This window comes from Kribbella sp. CA-245084 (assembly GCF_050942355.1).
GTDB lineage: Bacteria > Actinomycetota > Actinomycetes > Propionibacteriales > Kribbellaceae > Kribbella.
This window is the reverse complement of sequence record NZ_CP192053.1, coordinates 3,873,997-3,899,203: the sequence shown is the minus strand read 5'-3', so window position 1 is coordinate 3,899,203 and position 25,207 is coordinate 3,873,997. Positions and strand designations below refer to the sequence as shown.

The following is a 25,207-nucleotide window of genomic DNA, read 5'->3' as shown; positions in this document are numbered from 1 at the left end:
CATGGCTTAAGTTCGAGACGTGGGTCGCTTGATGAACGTCCGCTGGATCGCCGCCGCGCTGGCTGTCCTCGTGCTCGCCTTCGTGTGCGTGCAGCTCGGTCGCTGGCAGTTCCATCGCCTCGAGGAACGCAAGGCGCGGAACGAGGTGACCCGGACGAACCTGGCCGCGGCGCCGGCGCCGATCGACCAGATTCTGGGCCCGCCGGGCGTCGTCGGCGACCAGCACGCCTGGCGCACCGCCGTCGTCACCGGACGGTACGACGCGGCCAAGCAGATCGTGCTCAAGTACCGCAACATCGACGACCGGCCGGGCTTCGAGATCGTCACCCCGCTGGTCCTCGCCGACGGGAAGGCGGTCCTGATCGACCGCGGGTTCCTGCCGAGGCAGAGTTCGGAACTGATGCCGCTGAAGATCCCCGCGGTGCCGACCGGCGAGGTGACGGTCACCGGGCGCCTGCAGCGCAGCGAACGCGGCGGCCACACGAACGGCGGCATCCCGGACGGCGGTACGGCGCGACTCATCAACGGCCCGGACTTCGCGAAGGTGCTCGGGCTGAACCTGTACGACGGCTACATGATGGTGACCAAGGAGGAGCCGGCGAACGATCCGGCCTTCATGAGCTTCCCGGGTCCGGAGATCGACGACGGCCCACACTTCTTCTACGGCCTGCAGTGGTGGTTCTTCGCGCTGCTGGCCGTCGGCGGACTCGTCTACTTCTCCCGACAGGAGGTCCGCGGTGCCAAGAAGCCCGCGCCAGAGCAGCCAGAAGCCGTCGAGCGGCCCGAGGCCCGTGCCGGGGCGAAGGATTGAGGACTATGCGCTGATCGGTGACCTGCAGACCGCCGCACTGGTGTCGAAGCAGGGATCGATCGACTGGCTGTGCTTCCCGCGTTTCGACTCGCCTGCCTGTTTCGCCGCGCTGCTCGGCAGCGACGACAACGGCCACTGGCGGATCGCGCCGCGGGACGCGGACGCGATCAGCAGCCGGCACTACCGCGGTGACACGCTCGTGCTGGAGACCGAGTGGTCCACCTCGACCGGCACGGTGCGCGTGATCGACTTCATGCCACCACGCGATGCCGCGCCGGACGTCGTACGCATCGTCGAAGGCGTCAGCGGGTCGGTCGAGATGCGGTCGGAGTTGAAGCTGCGGTTCGACTACGGTCACGTCGTTCCGTGGGTACGGCGGTCCGACGACGGGCAGATCGATGCGATCGCGGGACCGGATGCGGTGTCGCTGCGGTCGGACGTGCATCAGTACGGACGCGACCTCGCGACGTACGCCGATTTCCGCGTGTCGGAGAACGACCGGGCGTGGTTCGTGCTGACCTGGCATCCGTCGCACCATCCGCTGCCCGAGCCGACGGATGCGCTGCAGTCGTTGGAGCCGACCGAGACGTTCTGGCGGGAGTGGATCGGCCGGAGCCACAGCTCGACCGACTTCGGCGAAGAGGTCACGCGGTCGGTGCTGACGCTGAAGGCGCTCACCTACGCGCCGTCCGGCGGGATCGTCGCGGCGCCGACCACGTCGCTGCCCGAGACGCTCGGGGGCCAACGGAACTGGGACTACCGGTACTGCTGGTTGCGCGATGCAACGATGACGCTGTCCGCGATGCTGCGCGCCGGCTACACCGACGAGGCCGAGGCCTGGCGAAACTGGCTGCTCCGCGCGATCGCGGGCTCGCCCGCGGACCTCCAGATCATGTACGGCGTCACCGGTGAACGCCGGCTGACCGAGTTCGAGGCCGGCTGGCTCCCGGGGTACGCCGAGTCGGCGCCGGTCCGGATCGGGAACGCGGCCGCCGAGCAGCTGCAGATCGACGTGTTCGGCGAGGTGATGGACGTTCTGGCGCTGGCCCGCGAGCACCAGATCGGCGCGACCGATGAGGCGTGGCAGGTGCAGCGCGGCCTGATGGCGCATCTCGACGACGTGTGGGACCAGCCGGACGAAGGCATCTGGGAGGTCCGCGGCGGGCGGCAGCACTTCACGTACTCGAAGGTGATGGCGTGGGTCGCGTTCGACCGGGCCGCGCGGGCGGTGCAGCGGTTCGGGCTGAACGGGCCGGCGAAGGAGTGGCGGGCGCGGGCCGACGAGATCCACAAGGCGGTCTGTGCGCAGGCGTACGACGTGGACCGGAACACGTTCACGCAGGCGTACGGCAGCAAGGCGCTGGATGCCGCCGTACTGCTGATCCCGCAGGTCGGGTTCCTGCCGGCGGACGATCCGCGAGTCATCGGGACTGTCGAGGCGGTGCAGCGGGAGCTGGCGTCGGACGGGTTCGTCCGGCGCTATCTGACCGAGCACACCGACGACGGAATCAACGACAGCGAGGGCACGTTCCTGATCTGCTCGTTCTGGCTCGCGGACGCGTTGGCGATGATCGGCCGGGTCGGCGAGGCCCGCGATCTCTACGAACGACTCGTTGCCCTGCGCAACGATGTCGGGTTGCTGGCCGAGGAGTACGACGTCACGTCGGGCCGGATGCTCGGGAACTTCCCGCAGGCGTTCTCCCATCTCGGCCTGGTCAACACCGCCTGGCATCTGACCACAGCTGAGTCGCCGCTGCGCAAGTCGGCGTACTAGTTCTTGCCGGGGGCCACGAACTGTCGAGGTGCGCCAGGCGGTGTGGTGGGGCAGGATGGTGATGTGGACCTCGGACTGCGCGATCGCACCTACATCGTCACCGGCGCCAGCGCCGGACTCGGCTTCGCCACCGCGAAGGCCCTTGCTGCCGACGGCGCGCGGCTGGTGATCTCCAGCCGCAACGAGGAGTCGATCTCCCGCGCCGCGGCCGAGCTCGGCGAGAATGTCGTCGGAATCCCGGTCGACAACGCCGATCCGGAGAGCGCGGAGCGGCTGGCGGCGACCGCGATCGCGAAGTGGGGCGCGCTGCACGGCGCATTGATCAGCGTCGGCGGGCCTCGGCCCGGCACGGCGCTCGACAGCGAAGAGGACGACTGGCGATCGGCGTTCGAGAGCGTCTTCCTCGGCGGGCTGCGGATCGCTCGCGCGGTCGCCCGGGCCGGGTCGGAGGGTACGTCGATCGCCTTCGTGCTGTCGTCGTCGGTGAAGTCCCCGATCAACGGGTTGGCGATCTCGAACGGTCTCCGCCCCGGCCTGGCGATGGTGGCCAAGACGCTGGCCGACGAGCTCGGCCCGAACGGCATCCGGGTCAACGGCCTGATGCCCGGCCGCATCTCCACCGACCGCCTGAAGGAGCTGGACGGCAAGGGCGGCGACCCCGAGGCGACCCGCCGGGCGTCGGAGAAGACCATCCCCCTGCGCCGCTACGGCACGCCCGAGGAGTTCGGCCGGGTCGCCGCCTTCGTCCTCTCCCCCGCCGCCTCCTACCTGACCGGCACCATCATCCCGATCGACGGCGGGGCCCTCCGCACTATCTAGGTTTGGTGGGTATGCCCACCAAAAGCAGGGTTGACACCCCGGATTCCGGTTGGCCAACCCCGCGTTTGATGGGTGTACCCACCAAACGCGGTGGGAAAGGTCAGCCCCACTGCCCCGGGACGTAGTCGCCGGCGGGTTGCTGGGTCATGACGTTGAGGCGGTTCCAGGTGTTGATGCCGGCGATAGCGCCGACCAGCGCCGCCAACTGGTTCTCGTCGTAGTACTTGGTCGCGTTCAGCCAGACGTCGTCGGGGACTCCGCCGGCGGCGTCGGCGATCCGGGTGCCGGCCTCGGTCAGCGCCAGTGCGGCACGCTCCGCATCGGTGTAGACGGTGGCCTCGCGCCACGTCGCCACCAGGTTGATCCGGACCGCGGTCTCGCCGTGGTGTGCGGCGTCCTTCGAGTGCATGTCGACGCAGACGGCGCAGCCGTTGATCTGGCTGGCCCGCAGCTCGACCAGCTCGAGGGTCGTGAGCGGTACGCCGGCGTCCAGCGCGACCCGGGCGGCCGCGTTGAGGTGCTTGATGAACTTACCGAGCACCGGGTTGGTGAACAGGTTGAGACGGGCGTCCATAGTGGTGTTTCTCCTTAGCGGATGAACTCTTTGACACCACTACGACGAAGCAGCTTCCCGAAGTGTCAGTCCGGGGCGATCCGGTTGCCCTGCTCGTCCCAGTGCTCGGCAACCTTCTTGCTCGGCTGGACGCGCGGCGGCTCACCCGGCATCTTCGGGTAGTCGGGCGGGAAGTTCAGCTCCCCGCCGGGCAGCTCCTCCCACAACCGCAGCAACGCATCGAGCGCGTACGCCGTCTCGTCCATGTCCGCCCACGGATCACCGTCCGAGAGGTACTCCGGAACCGTGTGCAGGTTGAACGCCCGCGGATCGTCGACCTCGGCCAACCGCTCCCAGGACATCGGCGTACTCACCGGTGCACCAGGCCGAGGCCGCAGCGACCAGGCACCCGCGACTGTGCGGTCCCGGAGGTTCTGGTTGAAGTCCAGGAAGATCGCATCCTCGCGGCGCTGCTCCTTCCACCAGGCCGTGGTGACACCGTCGTCGCGGCGCTCGAGCTCACGGCCGAGGCCGATCGCGGCGTGCCGGACCTCGTCGAAGGACCACTCCGGCCGGATCCGCACGTAGATGTGGATCCCTCGGTTGCCACTGGTCTTCGGATACCCGCGAAGTCCCAGCTCTTCGAGGAGTTCCCGGGCGACGCCCGCTACTCGTCGGGCGTCGGCGAAGGTCGCGCCCGGCTGGGGATCGAGGTCGATGCGCAGCTCGTCGGGGCAGTCGAGATCGGTCTTGCGGACGGCCCACGGATGGAAGACCAGCGTGCCCATCTGGGCGGCCCACACGGCGGCGGCCGGCTCGGTCAGGCAGAGCTCGTCGATCGGGCGGTCGTTCGGCGTCAGCACCCGGCAGGTCTCGAGCCAGTCGGGAGCGCCCTTCGGGAGGCGCTTGGAGTAGAAGCCGTCGCCCGTCTGCCGACCGACCGCGTCCACCGACAGCGTCATACCTTCGCGCCAGCCGCCCGGCCAGCGCTCCAACGCGACCGGACGGTCGCCGGAGGCACGCATGAACGCCGGAGCCACACCGATGAAGTACTCGCAGACCTGAAGCTTGGTGACCTCCGGAGCCCAGTCGGTCGCCTCGTAGACGACCCGCTCAGGACTGGAAACCCGCACTTCGCGATCCCCGACAGTGACCATCACGGGTGTGCTCTTCGCCATGCCGTGACGCTATCGCCCCGCGCCGACCAAAACCCGGAATTCCCCACCCCCTTGCGGGAAAGGCAACTTTTCCCGAGCTATGGCCACGGTAGGTGACCGAGCGGTAACGTTCCTGCACCTCGTTCCTGGGGCGTGAGGCCCCCGGGACACCTGAGAAGGAGCGCGAGGATGAACAGATCCGCCCTGATCGCCGCTGCCACCGCAGTGGTGACCACGACCGCCCTCGGACTGACCAGCGCCACTGCATCAACCGGCGCGCCGACGGCCTCGCCTGTCCCCACCCCCGCCGCGGCCATCGCCAAGGCCAAGTCAGCAATCACCAGCAACCTGATCGCGCTGCGGGCCACGACGGCCGACACGTTCGTGGTCAAGGACGTCATCGTCGACGCCGACGGTTCCAGCCACGTCCGGATGGACCGCACAATCGGCGGCCTCCCGGTGCTCGGCGGCGATGTCGTCGTACATCAGGCTAAGGACGGCGCGTTCAAGGGCGCCAGTCTGACGCTGAGCAAGAGCGCGAACGTCGGCCGTACGCCGAAGGTCAGCGTCGCGACCGCAACGGCGAAGGCACTCGCCAAGGGCCTGAAGGCCGAGGGCAAGCCCAGCCTGGTGATCGAGGCACGCAAGGGCACGCCGCGGCTGGCCTACCTCGTCACCACCGGCGGCACCCAGGCCGACGGTACGCCGAGCCGCATCACCACGACGATCGACGCCCTGACCGGCGCGAAGCTGGTCAGCGAGCAGCACATCGAGACCGCGGCCGGTGACGGCAAGAGCCTGTACTCCGGGACCGTGCCGCTGCAGACGTCGACGGCCACCGGCGGCTTCACGCTGACGGACGCGACTCGCGGCAACGGATTCACCGCGGACGCGAACAACAAGACCGACTCGATCCTGTGCCAGATCCTCCAGCTGGGTTGCCCGACGCCGACGAAGTTCGTCGACGCCGACAACCACTGGGGCACCGGCACCACCGCCGACCGCGCATCGGCGGCCGTCGACGCGCACTACGGCGCCGCGACCACGTTCGATTACTACAAGAACGTGCACGGCCGGAACGGGATCTTCGGCGACGGCAAGGGTGTTCCGAGCCGCGTGCACTACGGCACCAACTATGTCAACGCGTTCTGGGACGGCAAGCAGATGACGTACGGCGACGGCGACAACGTCGCGGCGGGACCGTTGGTCTCGATCGACGTGGCCGGCCACGAGATGTCCCACGGCGTCACCGAGCACACCGCCAACCTCACGTACTCCGGTGAGTCCGGCGGCCTGAACGAGGCGACCAGCGACATCTTCGGCACCCTCGTCGAGTTCTACTCCAACAGCGCCGCCGACCCGGGTGACTACTACATCGGCGAGAAGATCATGAAGGACCGGCCGGCGCTGCGCTACATGGACAAGCCGAGCAAGGACGGCCAGTCCCCCGACTGCTACAGCTCCGGCGTCGGCAACCTCGACGTGCACTACTCGTCGGCGATCGCGAACCACTTCGCGTACCTGCTCGCGGAGGGCACCGGCGCGAAGACGATCGGCGGCCTGCCGCACAACTCGCCGACCTGCAACGGTTCGTCGATCACCGGCATCGGCCACGACAAGCTCGGCAAGATCTGGTACCGCGCGCTGACGACGTACATGACCAGCGGCACGACGTACGCCCAGGCCCGGACCGCGACGCTGAACGCGGCCACCGACCTGTACGGCGCCAGCAGCGGCGAGCGCGCGGCCGTCGCGGCTGCCTGGTCCGCAGTCGCAGTGAACTAGGGCCTGTCTGGCAATCCCCGCAGTAGGCGGTGGATTGCCAGACAGGCCCTCGAGGTCTTGCCGGATCCCTGTCCCACTGGGGCGGACAGGGATCCGGCGAACAAACGCTTTACGCATTGCCACGCGGTTTGTGCGGACCTACCGTCACACCATGGGTGGGGAGCCCCGGGGGCATCGTGAACCGAGACGGCCGCGCTTGAAGGCGGCCAGACCGCTACTGCTCGTCGTCGACGCTGACCCGGAGCGTCTGGAGCGTTGCGAAACGGAGTTGGACCGCGGCTTCGGCTCCGACTTCCGCGTGCGCGGCGAGGCGACGACGGCGGCTGGGTTGGACGTTCTACGCCGAGCACACGAGTCGGAACAACGGGTCGCCGTCGTCATGGTCGACAACGCGCTGCCCGACGACGAGCGCGCCGAACTCTTCGCGGCCGCACGGACCCTGCATCCGGACGCGCGCCGGGCGCTGCTGATCGAGTGGGGCGCGTGGGCCGACCGTACGACGGCCTCCGCGATCCTGACCGCGATGTCGGTCGGCGACATCAACTACTACGTCCTCAAACCGTGGATCGGGCACGACGAGCTGTTCCACCGGACCGTGGCCGAGTTCGTCCAGGAGTGGTCGCGGTTCGAGGTCGCCAACCTGCGCGAGGTCGTGGTGATCGCGGCCGAGCTATCGGTCCGAGGCCAGGAGATCCGCAGCCTGCTTGCCCGCAACGGCATCCCGAGTGCGTTCCGAGCCAGCGGTACGCCGCTCGCCAACGACGCATTGGAGTTCATCGGCGAGCCGGATCCCGGCGACCGCGTGCTGGTGTGGATGCCGGCGGTCGGCGGCACCCTGCTGCGTGATCCGACCGATGTGGAGATCGCCGAGGCCTGGGGTGTGCCGACGACGTTGGCGTCGGACGACACGTCGTTCGACGTACTGGTGATCGGTGCCGGTCCTGGTGGATTGGCAACTGCGGTGTACGCGTCGTCGGAGGGTTTGCGGACGCTCGTCGTCGAGCGGGAGTCGATCGGCGGGCAGGCCGGCACGAGTTCGCTGATCCGGAACTATCTCGGCTTCTCCCGCGGTATTCGCGGGTCGGATCTGGCGCAGCGCGGGTATCAGCAGGCGTGGGTGTTCGGGGCGCATTTCGTGCTGATGCGGACGGTCGAGCACCTCGAGAAAAGCGACGGCGAGTTCCGCGCGGTGATCGGTGATGTGGGCGAGGTGACGGCGCGAGCAGTCGTCCTCGCGACGGGCGTCACCTATCGGCGGCTCAACGTTCCCTCGCTGGAGAAGCTGATGGGGAACGGCGTGTACTACGGCGCGAGCGTCTCAGAGGCGCACGGGCTGATGAACCGGGACGCCTGTGTGGTCGGCGGCGGGAACTCAGCAGGACAAGCGGTTCTGCACCTCGCGCGCTACTGCCGGCAGGTGCTGCTGGTGATCCGCGGCGAGGACCTGACGGCGAGTATGTCGAAGTACCTGATCGATGCGATCGATGCCGCGGACAACATCACGGTGCGGGCGTCGAGCGAGGTGGTCGACGGCGGCGGCGACGGGCGGCTGCAGCGGATGACGCTGCGGGATCGCAAGACCGGCGCCGAGGAGACCCTGCCGGTCGACGGATTGTTCGTGATGATCGGCGCGGTGCCGGGGACCGAATGGCTGCCGGACGGCGTGGCCCGGGATCCGCGCGGGTTCGTGCTGACCGGGTCCGACGCGGCCGCGGATCCGTTGTGGCGCGAGAACCGGCCGCCGCAGCCTTACGAGACGACGGTTCCCGGGCTCTTCGCTGTCGGGGACGTGCGGTCGGAGTCGGTGAAGCGGGTGGCCTCGGCGGTGGGCGAAGGATCCGTGGTGGTCTCGCAGATCCACACCCATCTCAGGGTCTCCTCGGATGCCTGAACGGCGGTTCGTCTACACGCCCGCGATGGTGGCGCTCACCGCGCTGGTGCTGCTCGTACCGCTCGCGGGGCTGGTGTTGCTACTGCGCCAGCCACAGCTGGATCTGCACTGGGAGCATCATCCGACGCACTTCTGGCTGGTGTTGCTGACGGCAGGGCTGAGCGCCGGTCTGGCGTATCTGACCGGTGCGACGGCACTACGACGAGGTGACGCGCGGGTGCTGTTCGTGTCGCTGGCGTTCCTGTCGGCGGCTGGGTTTCTGGGACTGCACGCGCTCGCAACGCCGAAGGTCATGCTGGACACGCCGAACGCCGGCTTCACGCTCGCAACGCCGGTGGGGGTCGCGCTGGGCTCCGTGTTCGCGTTCCTGTCGAGTCTGACCATCTCCGGCGTCGTCTGGGGCCGTCGCCTCCGCGTCGCTCTGCTGCTCCTGATGGTGTTATGGGCGGTCGCTTCGATACTGCGATTGCCGCCGCTGCACCAGACCGCGGTGCCGGAGACCGCCGACGGCATCCTGACCGCCCTCGCCATCCCCGCGATCATCCTCTATGCCGTCGCCGCGGTGCGGTATCTGCAGACCTGGTGGGCCCGGCCGTCGTTGATGCTCCTGTCGATGGTCTCCGCGTTCGTGCTGCTGGCGGAGGCGATGGTCGCGCTGGTGTTCGCGCGGAACTGGCATCTGTCCTGGTGGGAATGGCATGTGCTGATGCTGTCGGCGTTCGTGCTGGTCGTGGCCGGGGTGCGGATCCAGTGGTACGAGGAACGGTTCGCAGACCTGTACCAGGCCGGCACCGTGTCCGGGGAGCGCGAGCTGAGCGTCCTGTTCGCGGATCTGCAGGGCTTCACGACGTTCTCCGAGAAGCACGGGCCGGCCGAGGTCACGGCGATGCTCAACACGTACTTCGAGGTCGTCGTACCGCAGGTGGTACGACGGCACGGCGGCGACGTCGACCGGATCATCGGGGACGCGTTGATGGTCACCTTCAACAAGCGGGGTGACCAGCCGGACCACGCACGCCTGGCGGCCGCCGCGGGACTCGCCCTGCAGGCAGCCGCGGCCGCCGTCCAGGCTTCGCACCCGAACTGGCCGAAGTTCCGGGTCGGCATCAACAGCGGGATCGCGTCGGTGAGCCTGCTGGGGACCGAGGGCGGACGAACGCACACCGTGATCGGGGACACGGTGAATGTCGCGTCGCGGATCGAAGGCAAGGCTCCGGGCGGGGCGGTCGCGATCGGGCCGGCGACGAAGGCGCTCCTGCCGCAGGCACGCACCGAGTCACTCGGACTGCTGAGTTTGAAGGGCAAGGCGGAGCCGGTGGAGGTGTACCAGTTGCTCGCGCTGGGCGAATGATCACCCGTGCGTTCGAGGCGCGCACCGTGTGTTCACGTGTTGGACCTAGGAACGCACATCTGCCGATGTGAGAATCCGGGCCATGTCTGCCCTGAACCGACCACGGCGCCGCCTGGGCGCCCTCGTGGTCACGACCAGTCTTCTCGCGTCCGGGTTGGCGGTGGCCATCCTCGCCACGCCCGCACAGGCCGCTTCGACCGATGTGGTCGTCACCGAGGTGTACGGCGGTGGCGGCAACAGCGGCGCGCCGTACACGAACGACTTCGTCGAGCTGACCAACAACGGCTCGGCCGCGATCGATGTCAGCGGCTGGTCGGTCCAGTACGCGTCGGCCGCCGGCAGCACGTGGCAGGTCACCAAGCTGACCGGCAGCATCGACCCGGGAGCGACGTACCTGGTCCAGGAGGGCGGCGGCGCGAACGGCCAGCCGATGCCCACCCCGAACGTCACCGGCACCATCGCGATGTCCGCGACGGCCGGCAAGGTCGCGCTGGTCACCACGCAGACGGCACTGGCCTGCGGAGCGACCTGCCACGCGGACCCGAGCGTGAAGGACTACGTCGGCTACGGCACCGCCGGAGACTCCGAGACCGCGCCCGCGCCGGGCCTGTCGAACACCACTTCGGCCGCGCGCAACGACCCGAAGCAGGACACCGACAACAACAGCGCCGACTTCACCGCGGGCAACCCGTCGCCGGGCACGCTGACCGGTGGACCGGCCGAGCCGCCCGTGGACGCCAAGATCCACGACATCCAGGGCGCCGCGCACCGCTCGCCGCTCGATGGCAAGCGCGTCTCCAACGTCACCGGTGTCGTCACCGCGGTGAGCAGCAACGGTTTCTGGTTCCAGGACTCGCAGCCGGACGACAACCCGGCCACCAGCGAGGGCGTGTTCGTCTTCACCAGCTCCGCGCCGACCGTGTCCGTCGGTGACGCCCTGAACGTCGAGGGCTCGGTCGCCGAATTCCGCCCCGGCGGCTCCGGCGGTACGACGAACCTGACCACGACCGAGCTGACCAACGCGAAGATAACCGTCACCGGCACGGCCGCCGTACCGGCACCGACGATCGTCGGACCGGGCGGACGCGTTCCGCCGTCGACCGTGATCGACGACGACTCGGCCGGTGACGCCGAGACCACGAGTACGGCGTTCGACCCGGCCAACGACGGGCTGGACTTCTGGGAGTCGCTGGAGGGCATGTGGCTGGGTATCAACCAGCCGCAGGTCACCGGCCCGACGAGCTCGTTCCGCGAGCTGTCCGTCGTACCGGCCGGTGCCGGGGTGCGGACGGTCCGCGGCGGGATCCTGCTGCAGAAGACCGACAGCAACCCGGAGCGGGTGCTGCTGGACGACGTACTCGTGCCGATCCCGGACGCGAAGACCGGTGACAAGCTGGCCGGTGTCGTGACGGGTGTTCTGGACTACTCGTTCGGCAACTTCAAGTTCCTGCCGACCGTCACGCCGACCGTGATCGACGGTGGCGTCAAGCGTGAGGTCACCGAGAAGTCCTCGCCGCTGCACGTGTCGGTGGCGACGTTCAACGTCGAGAACCTCGACCCGGCCGACGGTCCGGCCAAGTTCGACGGGCTGGCGCAGGCGGTCGTGAAGAACCTCGCCTCGCCGGACATCCTCGGCCTCGAAGAGGTTCAGGACAACGACGGTGCGGTCAACTCCGGCACGGTCGCTGCCGACGTCACGCTGAACACCCTGGCCGCTGCGATCGTGAAGGCGGGCGGACCGAAGTATGCCTGGCGTGAGATCGACCCGATCGACGGCAAGGAAGGCGGCGAGCCGGGCGGCAACATCCGGGTCGCGTTCATGTACCGGACCGACAAGCCGGTCAAGTTCGTCGACCGCGCGGGCGGCGGCTCGACGGTCGCCACGACGATCACCACCGACCGGTTCGGCAAGCCGCACCTGAGCTCGTCGCCGGGCCGCGTCGACCCGGCCAACCCGGCCTGGGCCGACACCCGGGTCCCGCTGGCCGGCGAGTTCACCTGGCACGGCCAGTCGCTGTTCGTGGTGGTCAACCACTTCAGCTCCAAGGGTGGCGACGACCCGCTCTGGGGCCGGTTCCAGCCGCCGGTGCAGTCCAGCGCGCCGAAGCGTCACCAGCAGGCCGAGGCGGTCCGCGGGTTCGTGGACCAGATCTTCGCCAAGGACAAGGGCGCGAACGTGGTCGTCCTGGGTGACCTGAACGACTTCGACTGGTCGCAGACCGCGGACATCCTGGTCGGCTCGGGCAAGACCTCGCTGATCGACCTGCCCCGGACACTGCCGCTGAAGGAGCGGTACAGCTACGTGTTCGAGGGCAACAGCCAGATCCTGGACCAGATCCTGATCTCGCAGAACCTGCGCCCGGCCTCGGCGTACGACGTCGTGCACATGAACGCGGAGTTCCCGGACCAGATCTCCGACCACGACCCGCAGGTGGTGAAGCTGATTCCGTTGCCGTCCTGGGTGCGATAACCGGAGTCTTACGTCGCTGGTCCGGGCGGAATTTCCTTGCCCGGACCAGCGATGATTAAGGTGTGACTGATTCAACCAAGCAGTACGCCGTCCAGAAGTCCGACGCGGAGTGGAAGGCGCAGCTCTCCCCCGCCGAGTTCCAGGTGCTGCGCAAGGCCGGCACCGAGCGGCCGTTCGTCGGTGAGTACACCGACACCAAGACCGTGGGCGTGTACAAGTGCCGCGCCTGCGACGCCGAACTGTTCCGCAGCGAGACCAAGTTCGACTCGCACTGCGGCTGGCCGTCGTTCTACGCGCCGCTGGCCGAGGACCGGGTCGAGTACATCGAGGACAGCACCCTCGGCATGAAGCGCGTCGAGGTCCGCTGCGCCAACTGCGGCTCCCACCTGGGCCACGTCTTCGAGGGCGAGGGCTACGGCACCCCGACCGACCAGCGCTACTGCATCAACAGCGTCAGCCTGACGCTCGCCCCAGCCTGAGCTTGCGAACCAGTCGCCCGGTCTAGCTCTAGACTGGGTCGGCTGGTGGCTCCTGGGGAAGGATTTTGGTGGCAGACGACGTCCGCAGACCGCGAGTTCTGGATGTGCTGGCGGCATCGGAGCCGTGGGAGGTACCAGCCGAATGGACGGCTCGGGTTCGCGCACAGCTGCGCGCCTGGGCCGACGACCCGGAGGCACTGCGACCGTTGCGGGCGGAGGCGTTCCCGGGCTTCATCAAGGGCACCCCGGCGTCCGTCTGGTTCACCCACGAGATCGCGCCCCTGCTGACCGGGTGGATCCCGGTCCTGCACGGTGAGTACGCCGATCTCGGCACCGAGCTCACGCACGACTTCTACCGCCCGTCCTCCCGGCTAGGCGGCGCCGGACACGTCGTGTACGTCGCGCCGACCGACTGGCACCTGCAGGCGATCGCCGGCGCCCGCGGCTTCCGCGAGCACGGCCGGCGGCAGGCGCTGCGGCTGTCCCGCGACGTCGTCAGCCTGTTCCTCGACGCTCCCCCGATGGCGGCCCGCGCCCAGGCGCTGACGACCGCCTTCGACCGGGTCCTCGCCGACCGCGAAGCGACCCACCTGCACGTCACGGGCGAGTACGACGACATCGCGCAGTACTGGCGCAACGACGCGCTCAAGGACAGCGAGCGCGCCGTACTCCCCGAGCTCGGCGGCCCGTCCGCGGCCCTGCGCTACTCGCTCAACTCGATCCGCGACACCCACGCCCGGCTGCTGATGACGAGCCCGGACGAGTACGCCGGTGACTACGCACAACTGATGGCCGAGCTGATCCTCGCCACCGGTCTGCGCGGCATCCCGAAGGCCGTCGCCCAGAGCCTGGGCAGCACCGCCCAGGACCTCGAGAAGGCGCTCGTCGAGATCCACCAGACGTTCAACCGGCAGACCTGGCTGGCGCACGTCAACCAGTGGCTCGCCCGCGCGATCCGCAGCGGCCAGGCACCGGTCGCCCGGGCCTGGGCCGCGGCCGCCACCCGCTCCGCCATTCACCTGTCCGGCGTACTCACCAAGGCGCCGTGGCCGGAGCCCGAGATCCCCGACCTGACCTCGCTGTTCCGCATCCTCGATCGGGAGCGCTGGAACGCGCTCGAGACCACCGCCGCCGCGGAGAACGAGGCAAACTCGCTCTCGTCGGTCTGGAACACGGTCCGGGACGACGCGGACCGTTCCGCCGACGACGGCAACCTCGACGAGCCACTGCCGAAGCCGCTGGACTTCAGCGAGAACCCGCTCGCCGAACTGGATGCGCTGATCGGCCTGGAGTCGGTCAAGGACGCGGTCCGCAAGATGGTCGCCGAGGTGAAGACCAACCTGCGGCGTACCGAATTGGGCCTGCCGAGCCACGAGCGGGCCCGCCACATGGTCTTCGTCGGCAAGCCCGGTACGGCGAAGACGACGATCGCGCGGCTGCTCAGCCGGATCTACCACCAGCTCGGCGTTCTCGAGAAGGGCCACGTGGTCGAGGTCGACCGATCCGACCTGGTCGGCCCCAGTGTCGGCGCGACGGCGCCGATGACCGCGGGCAAGTTCCGCGAGGCGCTCGGCGGCGTGCTGTTCATCGACGAGGCGTACAGCCTGACTCCGGAGAACACGCCGGGCGACTACGGCCTCGAAGCGGTCGCCACCATCCTGAAGCTGATGGAGGACCACCGTAACGACTGCATCGTGATCGTGGCCGGGTACCACCGGGAGATGCAGCGGTTCATGGAGTCGAACACCGGTCTGGCGTCACGCTTCCCGAAGCTGCTGTCGTTCAGCGAGTACGACACCGACCAGCTGGTCGCGATCTTCGAGCTGCAGGCGCGGCAGAAGGGGATGATCTACGGCGAGGACGTGCTGGACAAGGTCCGCACCGTCATCCCGCCCGCGCCTCGTGGCCACAGCTTCGGCAACGGCCGGTTCATCCGGAACGTGCTCGAGGAGGCCATCTCCAACCAGGCCACCCGGCTGTCCGCCCGCGACGCCGACAGCCTGACCGAGCGCGACCTGCGCGAGCTCATCACGGCCGACGTCCGGCCGCCGACGTCGATGCGTGCCGAGGACTACCTGCTACAGAAGCCAGGCACTTAGACCGGGGTCGCCAGCGCGACCGGATTGCCCTCGGGGTCGGCGAGGTACGCCAGTCGTTCGCCCCAGGGCATGGTCGCGGGCTCCTGCAGCACGGGATGGCCCGCGGCCCGGAACAGTTCCACCTCGGCCTCGACGTCGTCGACGTACACGAACAGTTCGAAGCGCGGGCCGGTGGCGACGGTGATGCCGAGCTGCGCCTCCGGCCAGTCGGCGTTCGAGATCCCCAGCGACGAGTCGCCCCGCTCGAGGCCGACGTAGTGCGGGTCGCCTTCCAGCGGGAACTGGTACGTCGACTCGTAGCCGAGGAGCGAGTAGAACTCGACGGACCGGCGTACGTCGGTGACGTAGAGCACCGGGAACGCCTTGCGGTGCATCAGGTCAGACCAGGTTGGCGATCAGCTCACCGAACTCGGTGCGCTTGCCGGTGTAGAACGGGACCTCTTCGCGGACATGCCGCCGGGCCGTCGACGCGCGCAGGTCGCGCATCAGGTCGACCATCCGGTGCAGCTCGTCGGCCTCGAAGGCGAGGATCCACTCGTAGTCGCCGAGCGCGAACGACGCGACCGTGTTCGCCCGTACGTCGGGGTACGTGCGCGCCATCTTGCCGTGCTCGGCGAGCATGAACCGGCGCTCCTCGTCCGGCAGCAGGTACCACTCGTAGGACCGGACGAACGGGTACACGCAGATGTACGGGCGTGCCTCCTCGTCGGCCAGGAACGCCGGGATGTGGCTCTTGTTGAACTCGGCCGGCCGGTGCAGCGCGAACTGCGACCAGACCGGGACCAGGTGCCGGCCGAGCCGCGACCGGCGCAGCGCGTGGTACGCCTGCTGCAGCGCGTCCGAGGTCGGCGCGTGCCACCAGATCATGAAGTCGGCGTCGGCCCGGAATCCCTCGAGGTCGTAGATGCCGCGGATCACCACGTCGTCGGCCGCGAGCTTGCTGACCAGGTCGTTGAGCTCGGCGGTCAGCTCGTCGCGGTCGGCATCACCGAGCGGCGTCTCGACCTTGAAGACCGACCACAAGGTGTAGCGGATGACGTCGTTGAGCTCACGGGCTTTCGGCTTACCAGTCACTTCGCCATTGTCTCCAATGCATTGAGATGCTCCAGCACCCGGGTGGCCGCCTTGCCGCCGGATGCGATACACGCCGGGATCCCGACGCCCCGGTACGCCGCTCCGCAGACGGCCAGCCCCGGTACGCCGGCCACCGCCGCCTCGACCCGATCGACCCGACCCAGGTGCCCGACGGCGTACTGCGGAAGGCCGCCGCCCCAGCGCGTCACGAGCGACCCGACGACCTCCGCCTGCAGGCCGATCGCCTTGCGTAGATCGGCGGCCGCGAGCGCCACGAGCTCCTCGTCGGAGCGCTGCAGCACGTACTCCTCACCGAGACGGCCGACCGAGGCACGCAGTACGGCCAGGTCTCCTCCGGCCTCCGCGGACCACGCCCACTTGGCGTGCGAGTACGTCGACGCCTTGATCGTGCGCTCCTCGACGGACGGCACGAGGAACCCGGATCCGGTGGCGCCGGTCGGCCAGTCGCGCTTGCGGACCGCGAGCGTGACGATCGCCATACTCGCGTACTCGATCGTCGAGAGCTCGGTCGCTGCCGTCGGGACCAGGTCGGTCAGCATCCGCGCGGCCGGGGCTGCGGGTACGGCGACCACCACCGCGTCCGCGGTCAGGTACGTCGGCGCTGGCACGGGTCCAGCCTCGAGGGTGAACCCGTCCGGCGTCCGCGAGATCCGTCGTACGGTCAGTTTGCGGCGGATCTGCACGCCACGAGCAGTCAGGTCCTGCTCGAGCGCGGTGATGATGCGGTTGATACCCCCGACGACGCCCGCGAACACCGGCTGGCCGGCGCGTTTTCGGCCCAGCTCGCGGAGCTCGGCTGTCGCGGCGAGGAGGCTCGGCGCGGTCCGGAGCTTGGCGTACAGGTCGGGTACGGCGGCGGCGAGCGAGATCTCGTCGGCCTTTCCGGCGTACACCCCGCCGAGCAGCGGGTCGATCAGCTTGTCGGTGACCGCGGACCCCATGCGCCCGGCGACGAACCGGCCGATCGCGACGTCCTCGGTCAGCGCCGGCGCGGGGAGGTCAGCCTCATGCGCGACCTGCTCGGCGGCCTCCGGTCCGAGTACGTCGGCCGTCGCGGACGGGTCGACCGGGACACCCATCACGGTCGGCGGGATCGCACGGATCCGGTCCCCTACCCACAGCCCGGCAGAGGTAGTCGCCGGGTGGACGATGTCGTCACCGAGTCCGACCGCCCGGATCAGGTCGACACCCTCGGGCCGTCGCGCCAGCACCGACTCGGCACCCAGATCGACGGGCACGCCCTCGATCTCAGCGCCCGCCAACTTCCCTCCGAGCCGCGGCGACCCTTCGAGCACGGTGATCTGCGGCGGATTCGGCCCGGTTGCGAGCGCATACGCCGCCGCCAGACCGCTGATCCCGCCGCCGACGACAACGACCCGGCTCACACGCCCTCCAGGATCAGTTCGTACCGCTTCCCCGGCCCGAGATCGGTGCTCGAGGTCCCGATCTGCCGGAAGCCGGTCCGAGTCAGCACCGTCTGGGAGGCGGGGTTCCGGTCCGAGGCCCCGGCCCGCAGTGTCGTCAGCGCGTACTCCGTCGCCGCGAGGCCGATGATCGCCCGTACCGCCGCCGTCGCCAGGCCCTGTCCCGCCCACTTCTCGGCGATCCGGTAGCCCAGCTCGGCCGACCCGTTCTCGAGATCGACCAGGTTCACCCGCCCGGCGACCGCACCGGACTCGTCGACCAGCACGTGGAAGCGGCAGATCCCGGCCGTCTGCTCGGCGAGCAACGCCGCGTGCTTGGCGGCGAAGTTCGCGAAGTACTCGTCGCCGCGGTCCCAGATCCACTGGGCGAAGTACTCGCGGTTCTCCCGCTCGAAGCTCAGGACGGCGTCGGCGTGGTCGGCGGTCAGCGGCTCCAGAGTCACCGGGTGGTCCGGCAGACGAGTCACCGCGCGCTCCGGGTCTGGACGTACTTCGTGATCCGCGCCAGCACGTCGGGATCGGCGTTCGGCGGGACTCCGTGGCCGAGGTTGAAGATGTGGCCCGGAGCCTTCTTGCCCTCGTCGAGGATGCGGTCGATCTCGGGCTCGATCGCGTCCCAGCCGGCGAACAGCAGCGCCGGGTCGAGGTTGCCCTGGACCGGCTTCGGGGTGTCGAGGCGTCGTACGGCCTCGTCCAGCGGGACGCGCCAGTCGACGCCGATCACGTCCGCGCCGGCCGCGCTCATCAGGCCGAGGAGCTCGCCGGTGTTCACGCCGAAGTGGACCCGCGGTACGTCGTACGACTTGATCGCCTCGAAGACCTTGGCCGAGTGCGGCATCACGAACCGCTCGTAGTCGCGCGGTGACAGCCCACCGGCCCACGAGTCGAAGAGCTGGATCGCGGACGCGCCCGCCTCGACCTGGACCGCGAGGTACGCGATCGCGACGTCGGCGAGCCGGTCCGCGAGCGCGTGCCAGAGGTCCGGGTTGCCGTGCATCATCGCCTTGGTCCTGGCGAAGTCCTTGCTCGGTCCGCCCTCGATCAGGTACGACGCGACCGTGAACGGGGCGCCCGCGAACCCGATGAGCGGGGTCCCGCCGAGCTCGGAGACCAGCTGCTGCACCGCGTCCGTGGTGTACGGAACGTCGGCCGGGGTGACCGGGCGGACCGACTTCAGGCCGGTGGCGTCGCGGATCGGTTCGGCGACCACCGGGCCGACGCCGGGCTTGATGTCGATGTCGAAACCTGCCGACTTCAGCGGAGCCACGATGTCGGAGTAGAAGACCGCAGCGTCGACGCCGTAACGGCGGACCGGCTGGAGCGTTATCTCGACGACGAGGTCGGGCCGCCTGAGGGCCTCGAGCATCGAGATGCCCTCCCGGACCTTGCGGTACTCGGGCAGCGCACGTCCGGCCTGGCGCTGGAACCACACCGGAGTATGCGGGACCGGCTCGCCCCGGGCGGCCAGCAAGTACGGGGAACGATCCAGCGACGTCGAAGACACACAGCGATGATCCCACGCGGTCCGCGGCGACTTGTCAGCACCGTCGCGGCCAGTTACCGGCGCGTCTAAACAAGCGTCGGTGAGTAATCGGTCGTAGGCTGCGAAGCATGGGTGCCCGCAAGCAGGTCGACGCGCCACCCGCGGAGTTCGCCGAGGCAGTCTCGCAGTTACGAGGTGCCCGGTTCCGGCCCGAGGTTTTCGTCGAGGAGATGCCCGCACCGCAGCGGATCGCACCGCATGCGGCCGCGGTCAGCGCCGACGTGACGGTTGACGGCGACGATGTCGCCACCGGCCGACTCGTCATCCTCTACGACCCGGACGGGAACGACGCCTGGCAGTCGACCTTCCGCTGTGTCGCGTACGTGCGTGCCGCCGTCGAACCGGAGATGGTGACCGACGCGCTGCTCGGCGGCGTGGGCTGGACCTGGCTGATGGAGGCGCTGGCCGACCGCGGCGCGGACTTCCTGGCCCCGAGCGGTACCGTCACCAGAGTGGTATCGGAGAGCTTCGGCGGCATGGCCGACGACGACGCGACGGCGGAGATCGAGATCCGTGCGTCCTGGAGCCCCGTGCCCGGACCCGGTGGAATCGTGGACGTGACCCGGCACGCCGAGGCGTGGGGCGAGGTCCTGTGTACGGCGGCCGGACTGCCGCCGGTTCCGCCGGGGGTGGTCGCGATGCCGACCCGGCGCGGACAGCGGGGCCGATGACCTCAGCCAACACTCCGCAGCCGTCCACCGCGGACGACCCGATCGCCAACCTGCCCCTGCTGGAGCTGCGGGACGGGCTGTCCGACGTGATCGACGTCGAGTCCGCTCTGACCGAGACGGTCGAGGCGTTCCGCGCCGGCACCGGCCCGGTGGCAGTCGACGCCGAGCGCGCCTCCGGCTACCGCTACTCCCACCGCGCGTACCTGGTCCAGCTGCGTCGTGAAGGCTCCGGCTCCGCACTCGTCGACCCGATCCCGTTCGGCGACCTGTCCGCGCTCGGCGACGCCATCGTCGACACCGAGTGGATCATCCACGCCGCCAACCAGGACCTGGCCTGTCTGGCCGAGGTCGGGATGGTGCCGCGACAGGTGTTCGACACCGAGCTGGCCGGCCGCCTCCTCGGCTACCCGAAGGTCGGGCTCGCCTCGCTCGTCAGCGAAGTGCTCGGCTACCGGATGCGCAAGGAGCACTCGGCCGCCGACTGGTCCACCCGGCCGCTCCCGTCCCCCTGGCTCGTGTACGCCGCTCTCGACGTCGAGATGCTGATCGAGCTGCGGAACGCGATCGAGCAGGAGCTGCGCAGCGAGGGCAAGTGGGAGTGGGCCGAGCAGGAGTTCGCCGCGATCCTCGACGCTCCCCCGCGCGAGCCGAAGCCGGACCCGTGGCGACGTACGTCGGGGATGCACCGGGTCCGTAACCGTCGCAGCCTGGCGGTCGTCCGCTCGCTGTGGGAGGCGCGGGACCAGATCGCCGAGTCCGCGGACATCTCCCCCGGCCGGATCCTGCCGGACGCCGCGATCGTCGAGGCCGCGTCGGCGATGCCGGCCGACCGGGACACGCTGCAGAAGCTCACGGCCTTCAAGGGCCGCGGCGCGCACAGGCACATGCGGACCTGGTGGGAGGCGGTCGACCACGCCCGCAAACTCCCCGACTCCGAGCTTCCCAAGCAAGGACCGCGGTACGACGGGCCGCCGCCGGCCCGCGCCTGGGCCGACCGCGACCCGGATGCCGCCGCACGCCTCTCGGCCGCCCGCACCGCGGTCGCCGAGATCGCCGAGGCCCACCGCCTGCCGACGGAGAACCTGCTGGCCCCGGACACGATCCGCCGCCTCGCCTGGTCCCCGCCGAACGACGTCAACCTCGACGTCGTCACCACGTTCCTCCGCGACCACCACGCCCGCCCGTGGCAGATCGGCCTCACAGCCGAGGTCCTGACCGACGCCATGACCTCCGAGGCCCCCGCCAAGCCGCTGGATTAGAGGGGCAGCTCGACAGGACGTATACGTCCACTGCCGACAATCCCGCGCTCGGCCCCGCCTGCGTGACTAGCTAGTGGGCGTATACGTCCTGTCGACCTGCCCACGGCCGGTGATCTCGGCGCGGAGGGTGAGGACGACCTGGAGCGCTCCGAGCAGGATCACGGCCGCGATGATCACGAAGATCTGGCGGTAGCTGAGCAGACTGACCAGCAGGCTGCCGAGTGCGAGCGAGATCGCTTGCGGCGTCGACAGCAGCACCTCGACCGCCGTCGAGACCCGACCGATCAAATGGCCTGGTGAGCGGCGCTGCATCAGCGTCGTGAACGCCACGAACGTCCACGGCAGCCCGAGCCCACAGATGGCCGCTCCTACCAGCACCACCACGATGTTCGGGGCCGCGGCGCAGACGATCGTCGCGGTCGCCAGCACGATCAGGCCGAGCACGCAGGTCGAGATCTCGCCGAGGCGGCGGACGGCGCGGCTCGCCGTGAGTCCGCCGATGATCGCGCCGACGCCCTGGGCCGTCACGAAGGCGCCGGCGAACGTCGCCTGCTTGCCGAAGGCATCGAGCAGCGCGTAGATCGACGATTCGAAGAAGCCGATGACGAGGATCGAGATCCCGAGCCCGGCCAGGACGTGGCGGAGTACGCGGTCGCCGATCAGGAAGCGGATCCCGCCCATCACCTCCTCGCGGAAGGCGTGCTGGGTCGGGGCAGGTGTCTCGGTGACTGTGAGCGTCGCGATCAGGAGGCCGGCGACCACGAAGGTGGCCGCGTCGACGACCGCGACCAGCCAGCCGCCCACCGTCGCGAAGATCGCCGCCCCGACCAGCGGGCCGAAGAGCCGGAAGCCTTCCTTGATCGTGGCCAGGCTGGAGTTCGCGTCAACGAGCAGCTCGTCCGGAAGCAGTTCCTTGAGCAGGCCGTTCAGCGCCGCCGGCAGGACGACGAACGAGACGCCGTACAGGAAGGCGACGACCCAGATCAGCCAGACGTCGTCGGCGGTCCGCACGAGGACGAGCGGGAGTACGGCGGCCGCGCTGGCGAAGTTGCCCCAGACGAGGATCGCCTTGCGGGGCAGGCGATCCACCCACACGCCGAGCAGCGGGGCGCCGAGCGCCGGCAACACCATGAAGAAGAACGTCAGGCCGGCCATCGCATTGGAGCCGGTGAGCGTCTTCACCCACATGCTCAGCACCAGCAGCATCACCGAGTCGCCGAGCATCGACGTACTCAGACCGCCGAACAGACGCGGGAACCCGGGCTGGGCGAACAGCTTCCTCATGCCGGCTCAACTCCCGGGAAGTACGTCGGGACGCCCCACGCCACGAACTCGCAGAGTCGCGAGCCCGCCGGCCGCTGGGTGGGATCGGTCAGCCGCTCGACGTGGCGATCGAGCACCGCGCTGATCGCGTCGTTCATCTCCTTGAGCTCGTCCGAGGTCAGCCAGGCGACCATCTCGGTGCCCGACTGCGCCGTACGCCACTCCTCGGGCTCGTCGGGCATGCGCTGCTCGGACTCCCGCAGCCGATCCATCGCCCGGCCCATCGTCACCTCGGACAAGGCTTGCGCGGCCCGCCGCTCTTCGACCGACGCCGACGCGTGCTCGTCGTCCCAGCGGAACCCAAGCCCCGGCACCTGCCACGGGCGCTGCCGGCCCTTCCCGCCCGCGGCCTCCTCGACGAACCCATGCTGGGCCAGCTTGCGCAGATGCCAGGAGCAGTTGGCCGGCGTCTCGTCGAGCCGGTCGGCCAGCTCGGTCGCAGTCAGCGGACCGCTGACCGACAGCAGTTCGATGATCGCCATCCGCACGGGATGGGCGAGCGCGTTGAGCTCACGGGGGTCGCTCAGGCGACGATGCGGGTCGGGCATGCATCGAAAGTACCCTTTCGAAAGAGTCGTTGCAATGCATTGGAAAGAAAAACCCCACCCCTCGCTTCGCTCGGGGTGGGGGAAATGCCCCGGCTTCGCTCGGGGTGGGGGTGGTGTCCCCAGCTTGGCTCAGGGTGGGGGTGGTGTCCCCGGCTTCGCTTGGGGTGGGGCGGGGTCCTCGCCGCGTTCTCGTGCGGTGGGGGCCGGTCGCGTCAGTTCTTCGGGAGTTGGGTTTCGATTGCGGTGACGACCTCGTCGGACTCGGGCTCGGTGCGGGGGCGGAAGCGGGCCGCGACGGTGCCCTCGGGGCTGACCAGGAACTTCTCGAAGTTCCACTGGATGTCGCCGGCCTCGCCCTCGGCGTCCGGCGTCAGGGTCAGCTCGGCGTACAGCGGGTGCCGGCCGTCGCCGTTCACCTCGAGCTTGTCGAGCATCGGGAACGTGACGCCGTACGTCGTCGAGCAGAAGGTGTCGATCTCCTCGGCCGACCCCGGCTCCTGGCCGCCGAACTGGTTGCAGGGAGCGCCGAGCACCGTGAACCCACGGGACTCGTACTTCTTCTGCAGGTTCTCCAGGCCTTCGTACTGCGGCGTCAGACCGCACTTCGACGCCACGTTGACGACCAGGACGGCCTTGCCCTTGTAGTCACCGAGCGACGTCGAGGCGCCGGTCAGAGTGGTCAGCGGAATGTCGTACAGGCTCATGCTCATCCTTGGGAGGTTGGGAGGTGACGGGCAAGAAAGTCTTCGGTACGGCGCCACGCGAGCGCGGACGCGTCGGCGTTGTGGAACATCGGCAGCGGGTTGTCGAACGCGTGCCCGGCGCCGTCGTACCGGTGGACCTCGGCATCACCGAGCGCCGGGACGATCGTGTCGACGTCCAGATACGCGTCGGTGTTGCCGAAGTGGTGCAGGCTCGGCGCGGTGACCTGCGGGGTCAGCTCCAGAAGGTTCTTGAGCGCGGAGCCGTAGTAGCTCACGAGCACATCCGGGCGCGACCGCGCGGCGACATTGAAGGCCAGTCCGCCGCCGAAGCAGAACCCGACCACGCCGGCGTCCTTGCCGCGCGCCTGCAGGTACTTCAGCGCTACCAGGGCGTCGTTGACCGCGAGATCCCAGTCGAGGCGCCCGACGATGCCCATCGCGCGCGGCAGCAGATCGGGCGACGACTCGTCCAGCTCGGTGTCGTCAAGGCGCCAGTAGATCTCCGGCGCGATGACGTAGTACCCCAGGGCGTGCAGATCCGCCGCACGCTGCTTGATGTAGTCGGAGACCCCGAAGATCTCCTGCAGGAGCAGGATTCCCGGCGCGTCGGCGTCGGCCGATCCCCACTCGTGGACTGGTAATCCGTCGTCGAGCTCCAAGGTCACACAGTGAAGCGTACGACCTCGGTGGGTATCGGCTTCGGCGCAGGTGCGGGCATCCACGACTTCGTCTCGGCGATCGCGTCGACGAGCAGCCGGTACAGCCGGTCATCCGGGTCCGTCACGCACGCCTGCGAGATGCCCTCGACCGCACAGGACACCGCGCGTGGCGCAGTCCGGCGAGCGAAGTCCGGCGCACCGCGGCGGGAGCGTGCGGTGAACGCCCGCGCCCACTTGGTCGCCGACGGGACCGCCTGCAGTACGGCGAGCGAGTCCGGCTCGAGGTCGTCGAGCGGACGCCCGTCGAGCTCGGCCAGCTGCTTCTCCCCCACCAGCAACGCGACGGCCAGGATGTACTGCCGCTCCTGCGAGACGACCGGCAGCGCGTGCTGGATGCAGCGCGCCGTGACCCGCGCTACGACATGCGGGTCGTCCGGGGTCATCCCGATCACCGACGGGATCATCGGCGCCAGGCGGGACCGCCCGGAGTCCGTCGTACAGTCGTTGACGTCCCGCGCGACCCCGGCCAGCAGCGGGTGCGTGCAGGCGGGATGGTCGGACCACGGTTCGCCGGCCAAGTAGGAGGCGAACTCCATGAAGCAGGCGCCCTTGCGTGGATTGCGGTGCTTGCCCCGGCTCAGGACCGGTACGGCGAGATCAAGGTTGTTCATTGAACGGCTCCCCACCATCGCTACTTCCCCCAGCATGCGCCGATTCCACACGGTTCGCCACGGGTTGCTGTGAGCAGCTCCACAGCCACAGGGTGTTTGGCAGTTCTGTTACTCATGGGTA

The 25,207-nt window shown here is 69.2% G+C and carries 23 protein-coding genes; 11 read left to right on the top strand and 12 right to left on the bottom strand.

Annotation, left to right across the window (positions count from 1 at the left end):
* Positions 1 to 19 precede the first annotated feature (19 nt).
* From ACQPYH_RS18700 to ACQPYH_RS18690, 3 genes are all read left to right on the top strand, one after another.
* A complete protein-coding gene (locus ACQPYH_RS18700) occupies positions 20 to 811 on the top strand; it encodes an SURF1 family cytochrome oxidase biogenesis protein (RefSeq protein WP_432892932.1) in 792 nt (263 codons plus the stop codon).
* Complete coding sequence (locus ACQPYH_RS18695) at positions 738 to 2,585, top strand: glycoside hydrolase family 15 protein (protein WP_432892930.1); 1,848 nt, start codon at positions 738 to 740, stop codon at positions 2,583 to 2,585. The genes ACQPYH_RS18700 and ACQPYH_RS18695 overlap by 74 nt, the downstream gene beginning before the upstream one ends.
* A gap of 63 nt (positions 2,586 to 2,648) precedes the next feature.
* Complete coding sequence (locus ACQPYH_RS18690; RefSeq protein ID WP_432892928.1) at positions 2,649 to 3,404, top strand: SDR family oxidoreductase; 756 nt, start codon at positions 2,649 to 2,651, stop codon at positions 3,402 to 3,404.
* A gap of 100 nt (positions 3,405 to 3,504) precedes the next feature.
* Here ACQPYH_RS18690 and ACQPYH_RS18685 read toward each other — a convergent pair whose 3' ends face one another.
* Positions 3,505 to 3,978, bottom strand: a complete 474-nt coding sequence (locus ACQPYH_RS18685) for a carboxymuconolactone decarboxylase family protein (RefSeq protein WP_130450403.1) — start codon at positions 3,976 to 3,978, stop codon at positions 3,505 to 3,507.
* 65 nt (positions 3,979 to 4,043) lie between these two features.
* Positions 4,044 to 5,135, bottom strand: coding sequence for a DNA polymerase domain-containing protein (locus tag ACQPYH_RS18680; protein WP_432892925.1), 1,092 nt, complete (start codon positions 5,133 to 5,135; stop codon positions 4,044 to 4,046).
* Between the two features lie 168 nt (positions 5,136 to 5,303).
* Between ACQPYH_RS18680 and ACQPYH_RS18675 the strand changes: the two genes are divergently transcribed.
* From ACQPYH_RS18675 to ACQPYH_RS18650, 6 genes are all read left to right on the top strand, one after another.
* Positions 5,304 to 6,899 carry a M4 family metallopeptidase gene (locus ACQPYH_RS18675; protein WP_432892923.1) on the top strand — a complete coding sequence of 532 codons (1,596 nt, stop codon included), beginning with the start codon at positions 5,304 to 5,306 and terminating at the stop codon, positions 6,897 to 6,899.
* 151 nt (positions 6,900 to 7,050) lie between these two features.
* Positions 7,051 to 8,790 (top strand): FAD-dependent oxidoreductase, encoded by a 1,740-nt coding sequence (locus ACQPYH_RS18670; protein WP_432892921.1) that lies wholly within the window; start codon positions 7,051 to 7,053, stop codon positions 8,788 to 8,790.
* On the top strand, positions 8,783 to 10,141 hold the full coding sequence (locus tag ACQPYH_RS18665) for an adenylate/guanylate cyclase domain-containing protein (RefSeq protein WP_432892919.1): 1,359 nt from the start codon (positions 8,783 to 8,785) through the stop codon (positions 10,139 to 10,141). Before ACQPYH_RS18670 ends, ACQPYH_RS18665 begins: the two co-directional genes overlap by 8 nt.
* Before the next feature lie 82 nt (positions 10,142 to 10,223).
* Complete coding sequence (locus ACQPYH_RS18660) at positions 10,224 to 12,611, top strand: lamin tail domain-containing protein (protein ID WP_432892917.1); 2,388 nt, start codon at positions 10,224 to 10,226, stop codon at positions 12,609 to 12,611.
* Between the two features lie 62 nt (positions 12,612 to 12,673).
* Positions 12,674 to 13,090 (top strand): peptide-methionine (R)-S-oxide reductase MsrB, encoded by a 417-nt coding sequence (msrB, locus tag ACQPYH_RS18655; protein ID WP_432892916.1) that lies wholly within the window; start codon positions 12,674 to 12,676, stop codon positions 13,088 to 13,090.
* 68 nt (positions 13,091 to 13,158) lie between these two features.
* Complete coding sequence (locus tag ACQPYH_RS18650; RefSeq protein WP_432892914.1) at positions 13,159 to 15,189, top strand: AAA family ATPase; 2,031 nt, start codon at positions 13,159 to 13,161, stop codon at positions 15,187 to 15,189.
* Here ACQPYH_RS18650 and ACQPYH_RS18645 read toward each other — a convergent pair.
* Genes ACQPYH_RS18645 through hemE form a run of 5 tightly spaced genes read right to left on the bottom strand, consistent with a single transcriptional unit; the run spans position 15,186 to position 19,212 of the window.
* Positions 15,186 to 15,563 (bottom strand): VOC family protein, encoded by a 378-nt coding sequence (locus ACQPYH_RS18645; RefSeq protein WP_432892913.1) that lies wholly within the window; start codon positions 15,561 to 15,563, stop codon positions 15,186 to 15,188. The genes ACQPYH_RS18650 and ACQPYH_RS18645 overlap by 4 nt on opposite strands.
* A gap of 4 nt (positions 15,564 to 15,567) precedes the next feature.
* Positions 15,568 to 16,263, bottom strand: coding sequence for a hydrogen peroxide-dependent heme synthase (gene hemQ / locus ACQPYH_RS18640; protein ID WP_432892912.1), 696 nt, complete (start codon positions 16,261 to 16,263; stop codon positions 15,568 to 15,570).
* Positions 16,260 to 17,669, bottom strand: a complete 1,410-nt coding sequence (hemG, locus tag ACQPYH_RS18635) for a protoporphyrinogen oxidase (RefSeq protein WP_432892910.1) — start codon at positions 17,667 to 17,669, stop codon at positions 16,260 to 16,262. The genes hemQ and hemG overlap by 4 nt, the downstream gene beginning before the upstream one ends.
* Positions 17,666 to 18,175, bottom strand: coding sequence for a GNAT family N-acetyltransferase (locus ACQPYH_RS18630; RefSeq protein ID WP_432892909.1), 510 nt, complete (start codon positions 18,173 to 18,175; stop codon positions 17,666 to 17,668). Before ACQPYH_RS18630 ends, hemG begins: the two co-directional genes overlap by 4 nt.
* Complete coding sequence (gene hemE / locus ACQPYH_RS18625; protein ID WP_432892907.1) at positions 18,172 to 19,212, bottom strand: uroporphyrinogen decarboxylase; 1,041 nt, start codon at positions 19,210 to 19,212, stop codon at positions 18,172 to 18,174. Before hemE ends, ACQPYH_RS18630 begins: the two co-directional genes overlap by 4 nt.
* 107 nt (positions 19,213 to 19,319) lie before the next feature.
* On the opposite strand from hemE, the gene ACQPYH_RS18620 reads away from it, so the two are divergent.
* A complete protein-coding gene (locus ACQPYH_RS18620; RefSeq protein WP_432892906.1) occupies positions 19,320 to 19,922 on the top strand; it encodes a DUF3000 domain-containing protein in 603 nt (200 codons plus the stop codon).
* Positions 19,919 to 21,181: a ribonuclease D gene (locus tag ACQPYH_RS18615; RefSeq protein ID WP_432892904.1), complete on the top strand. Its 1,263-nt coding sequence runs from the start codon at positions 19,919 to 19,921 to the stop codon at positions 21,179 to 21,181. The genes ACQPYH_RS18620 and ACQPYH_RS18615 overlap by 4 nt, the downstream gene beginning before the upstream one ends.
* A 66-nt stretch (positions 21,182 to 21,247) precedes the next feature.
* Here ACQPYH_RS18615 and ACQPYH_RS18610 read toward each other — a convergent pair whose 3' ends face one another.
* The 5 genes from ACQPYH_RS18610 to ACQPYH_RS18590 form a co-directional block, all read right to left on the bottom strand.
* Positions 21,248 to 22,465, bottom strand: coding sequence for an MFS transporter (locus ACQPYH_RS18610; RefSeq protein WP_432892903.1), 1,218 nt, complete (start codon positions 22,463 to 22,465; stop codon positions 21,248 to 21,250).
* Complete coding sequence (locus tag ACQPYH_RS18605; protein WP_432892902.1) at positions 22,462 to 23,052, bottom strand: winged helix-turn-helix domain-containing protein; 591 nt, start codon at positions 23,050 to 23,052, stop codon at positions 22,462 to 22,464. Before ACQPYH_RS18605 ends, ACQPYH_RS18610 begins: the two co-directional genes overlap by 4 nt.
* A gap of 212 nt (positions 23,053 to 23,264) precedes the next feature.
* A complete protein-coding gene (locus ACQPYH_RS18600; RefSeq protein WP_432892900.1) occupies positions 23,265 to 23,756 on the bottom strand; it encodes a glutathione peroxidase in 492 nt (163 codons plus the stop codon).
* Between the two features lie 2 nt (positions 23,757 to 23,758).
* Entirely contained in the window at positions 23,759 to 24,421 is a 663-nt protein-coding gene (locus tag ACQPYH_RS18595) for a dienelactone hydrolase family protein (protein WP_432892898.1), read from the bottom strand.
* Positions 24,418 to 25,086, bottom strand: coding sequence for a hypothetical protein (locus ACQPYH_RS18590; protein WP_432892897.1), 669 nt, complete (start codon positions 25,084 to 25,086; stop codon positions 24,418 to 24,420). Before ACQPYH_RS18590 ends, ACQPYH_RS18595 begins: the two co-directional genes overlap by 4 nt.
* Positions 25,087 to 25,207: the final 121 nt, after the last annotated feature.

What these genes read in the sequence shown, in the direction of transcription:
- ACQPYH_RS18685 (WP_130450403.1), bottom strand. Translation starts at nt 3,978, where the DNA reads ATGGACGCCCGTCTCAACCTGTTCACCAACCCGGTGCTCGGTAAGTTC.
- ACQPYH_RS18680 (WP_432892925.1), bottom strand. Translation starts at nt 5,135, where the DNA reads ATGGCGAAGAGCACACCCGTGATGGTCACTGTCGGGGATCGCGAAGTG.
- ACQPYH_RS18675 (WP_432892923.1), top strand. Translation starts at nt 5,304, where the DNA reads ATGAACAGATCCGCCCTGATCGCCGCTGCCACCGCAGTGGTGACCACG.
- ACQPYH_RS18670 (WP_432892921.1), top strand. Translation starts at nt 7,051, where the DNA reads ATGGGTGGGGAGCCCCGGGGGCATCGTGAACCGAGACGGCCGCGCTTG.
- ACQPYH_RS18665 (WP_432892919.1), top strand. Translation starts at nt 8,783, where the DNA reads ATGCCTGAACGGCGGTTCGTCTACACGCCCGCGATGGTGGCGCTCACC.
- ACQPYH_RS18660 (WP_432892917.1), top strand. Translation starts at nt 10,224, where the DNA reads ATGTCTGCCCTGAACCGACCACGGCGCCGCCTGGGCGCCCTCGTGGTC.
- ACQPYH_RS18645 (WP_432892913.1), bottom strand. Translation starts at nt 15,563, where the DNA reads ATGCACCGCAAGGCGTTCCCGGTGCTCTACGTCACCGACGTACGCCGG.
- ACQPYH_RS18620 (WP_432892906.1), top strand. Translation starts at nt 19,320, where the DNA reads ATGGGTGCCCGCAAGCAGGTCGACGCGCCACCCGCGGAGTTCGCCGAG.
- ACQPYH_RS18615 (WP_432892904.1), top strand. Translation starts at nt 19,919, where the DNA reads ATGACCTCAGCCAACACTCCGCAGCCGTCCACCGCGGACGACCCGATC.
- ACQPYH_RS18610 (WP_432892903.1), bottom strand. Translation starts at nt 22,465, where the DNA reads ATGAGGAAGCTGTTCGCCCAGCCCGGGTTCCCGCGTCTGTTCGGCGGT.
- ACQPYH_RS18605 (WP_432892902.1), bottom strand. Translation starts at nt 23,052, where the DNA reads ATGCCCGACCCGCATCGTCGCCTGAGCGACCCCCGTGAGCTCAACGCG.
- ACQPYH_RS18600 (WP_432892900.1), bottom strand. Translation starts at nt 23,756, where the DNA reads ATGAGCCTGTACGACATTCCGCTGACCACTCTGACCGGCGCCTCGACG.
- ACQPYH_RS18590 (WP_432892897.1), bottom strand. Translation starts at nt 25,086, where the DNA reads ATGAACAACCTTGATCTCGCCGTACCGGTCCTGAGCCGGGGCAAGCAC.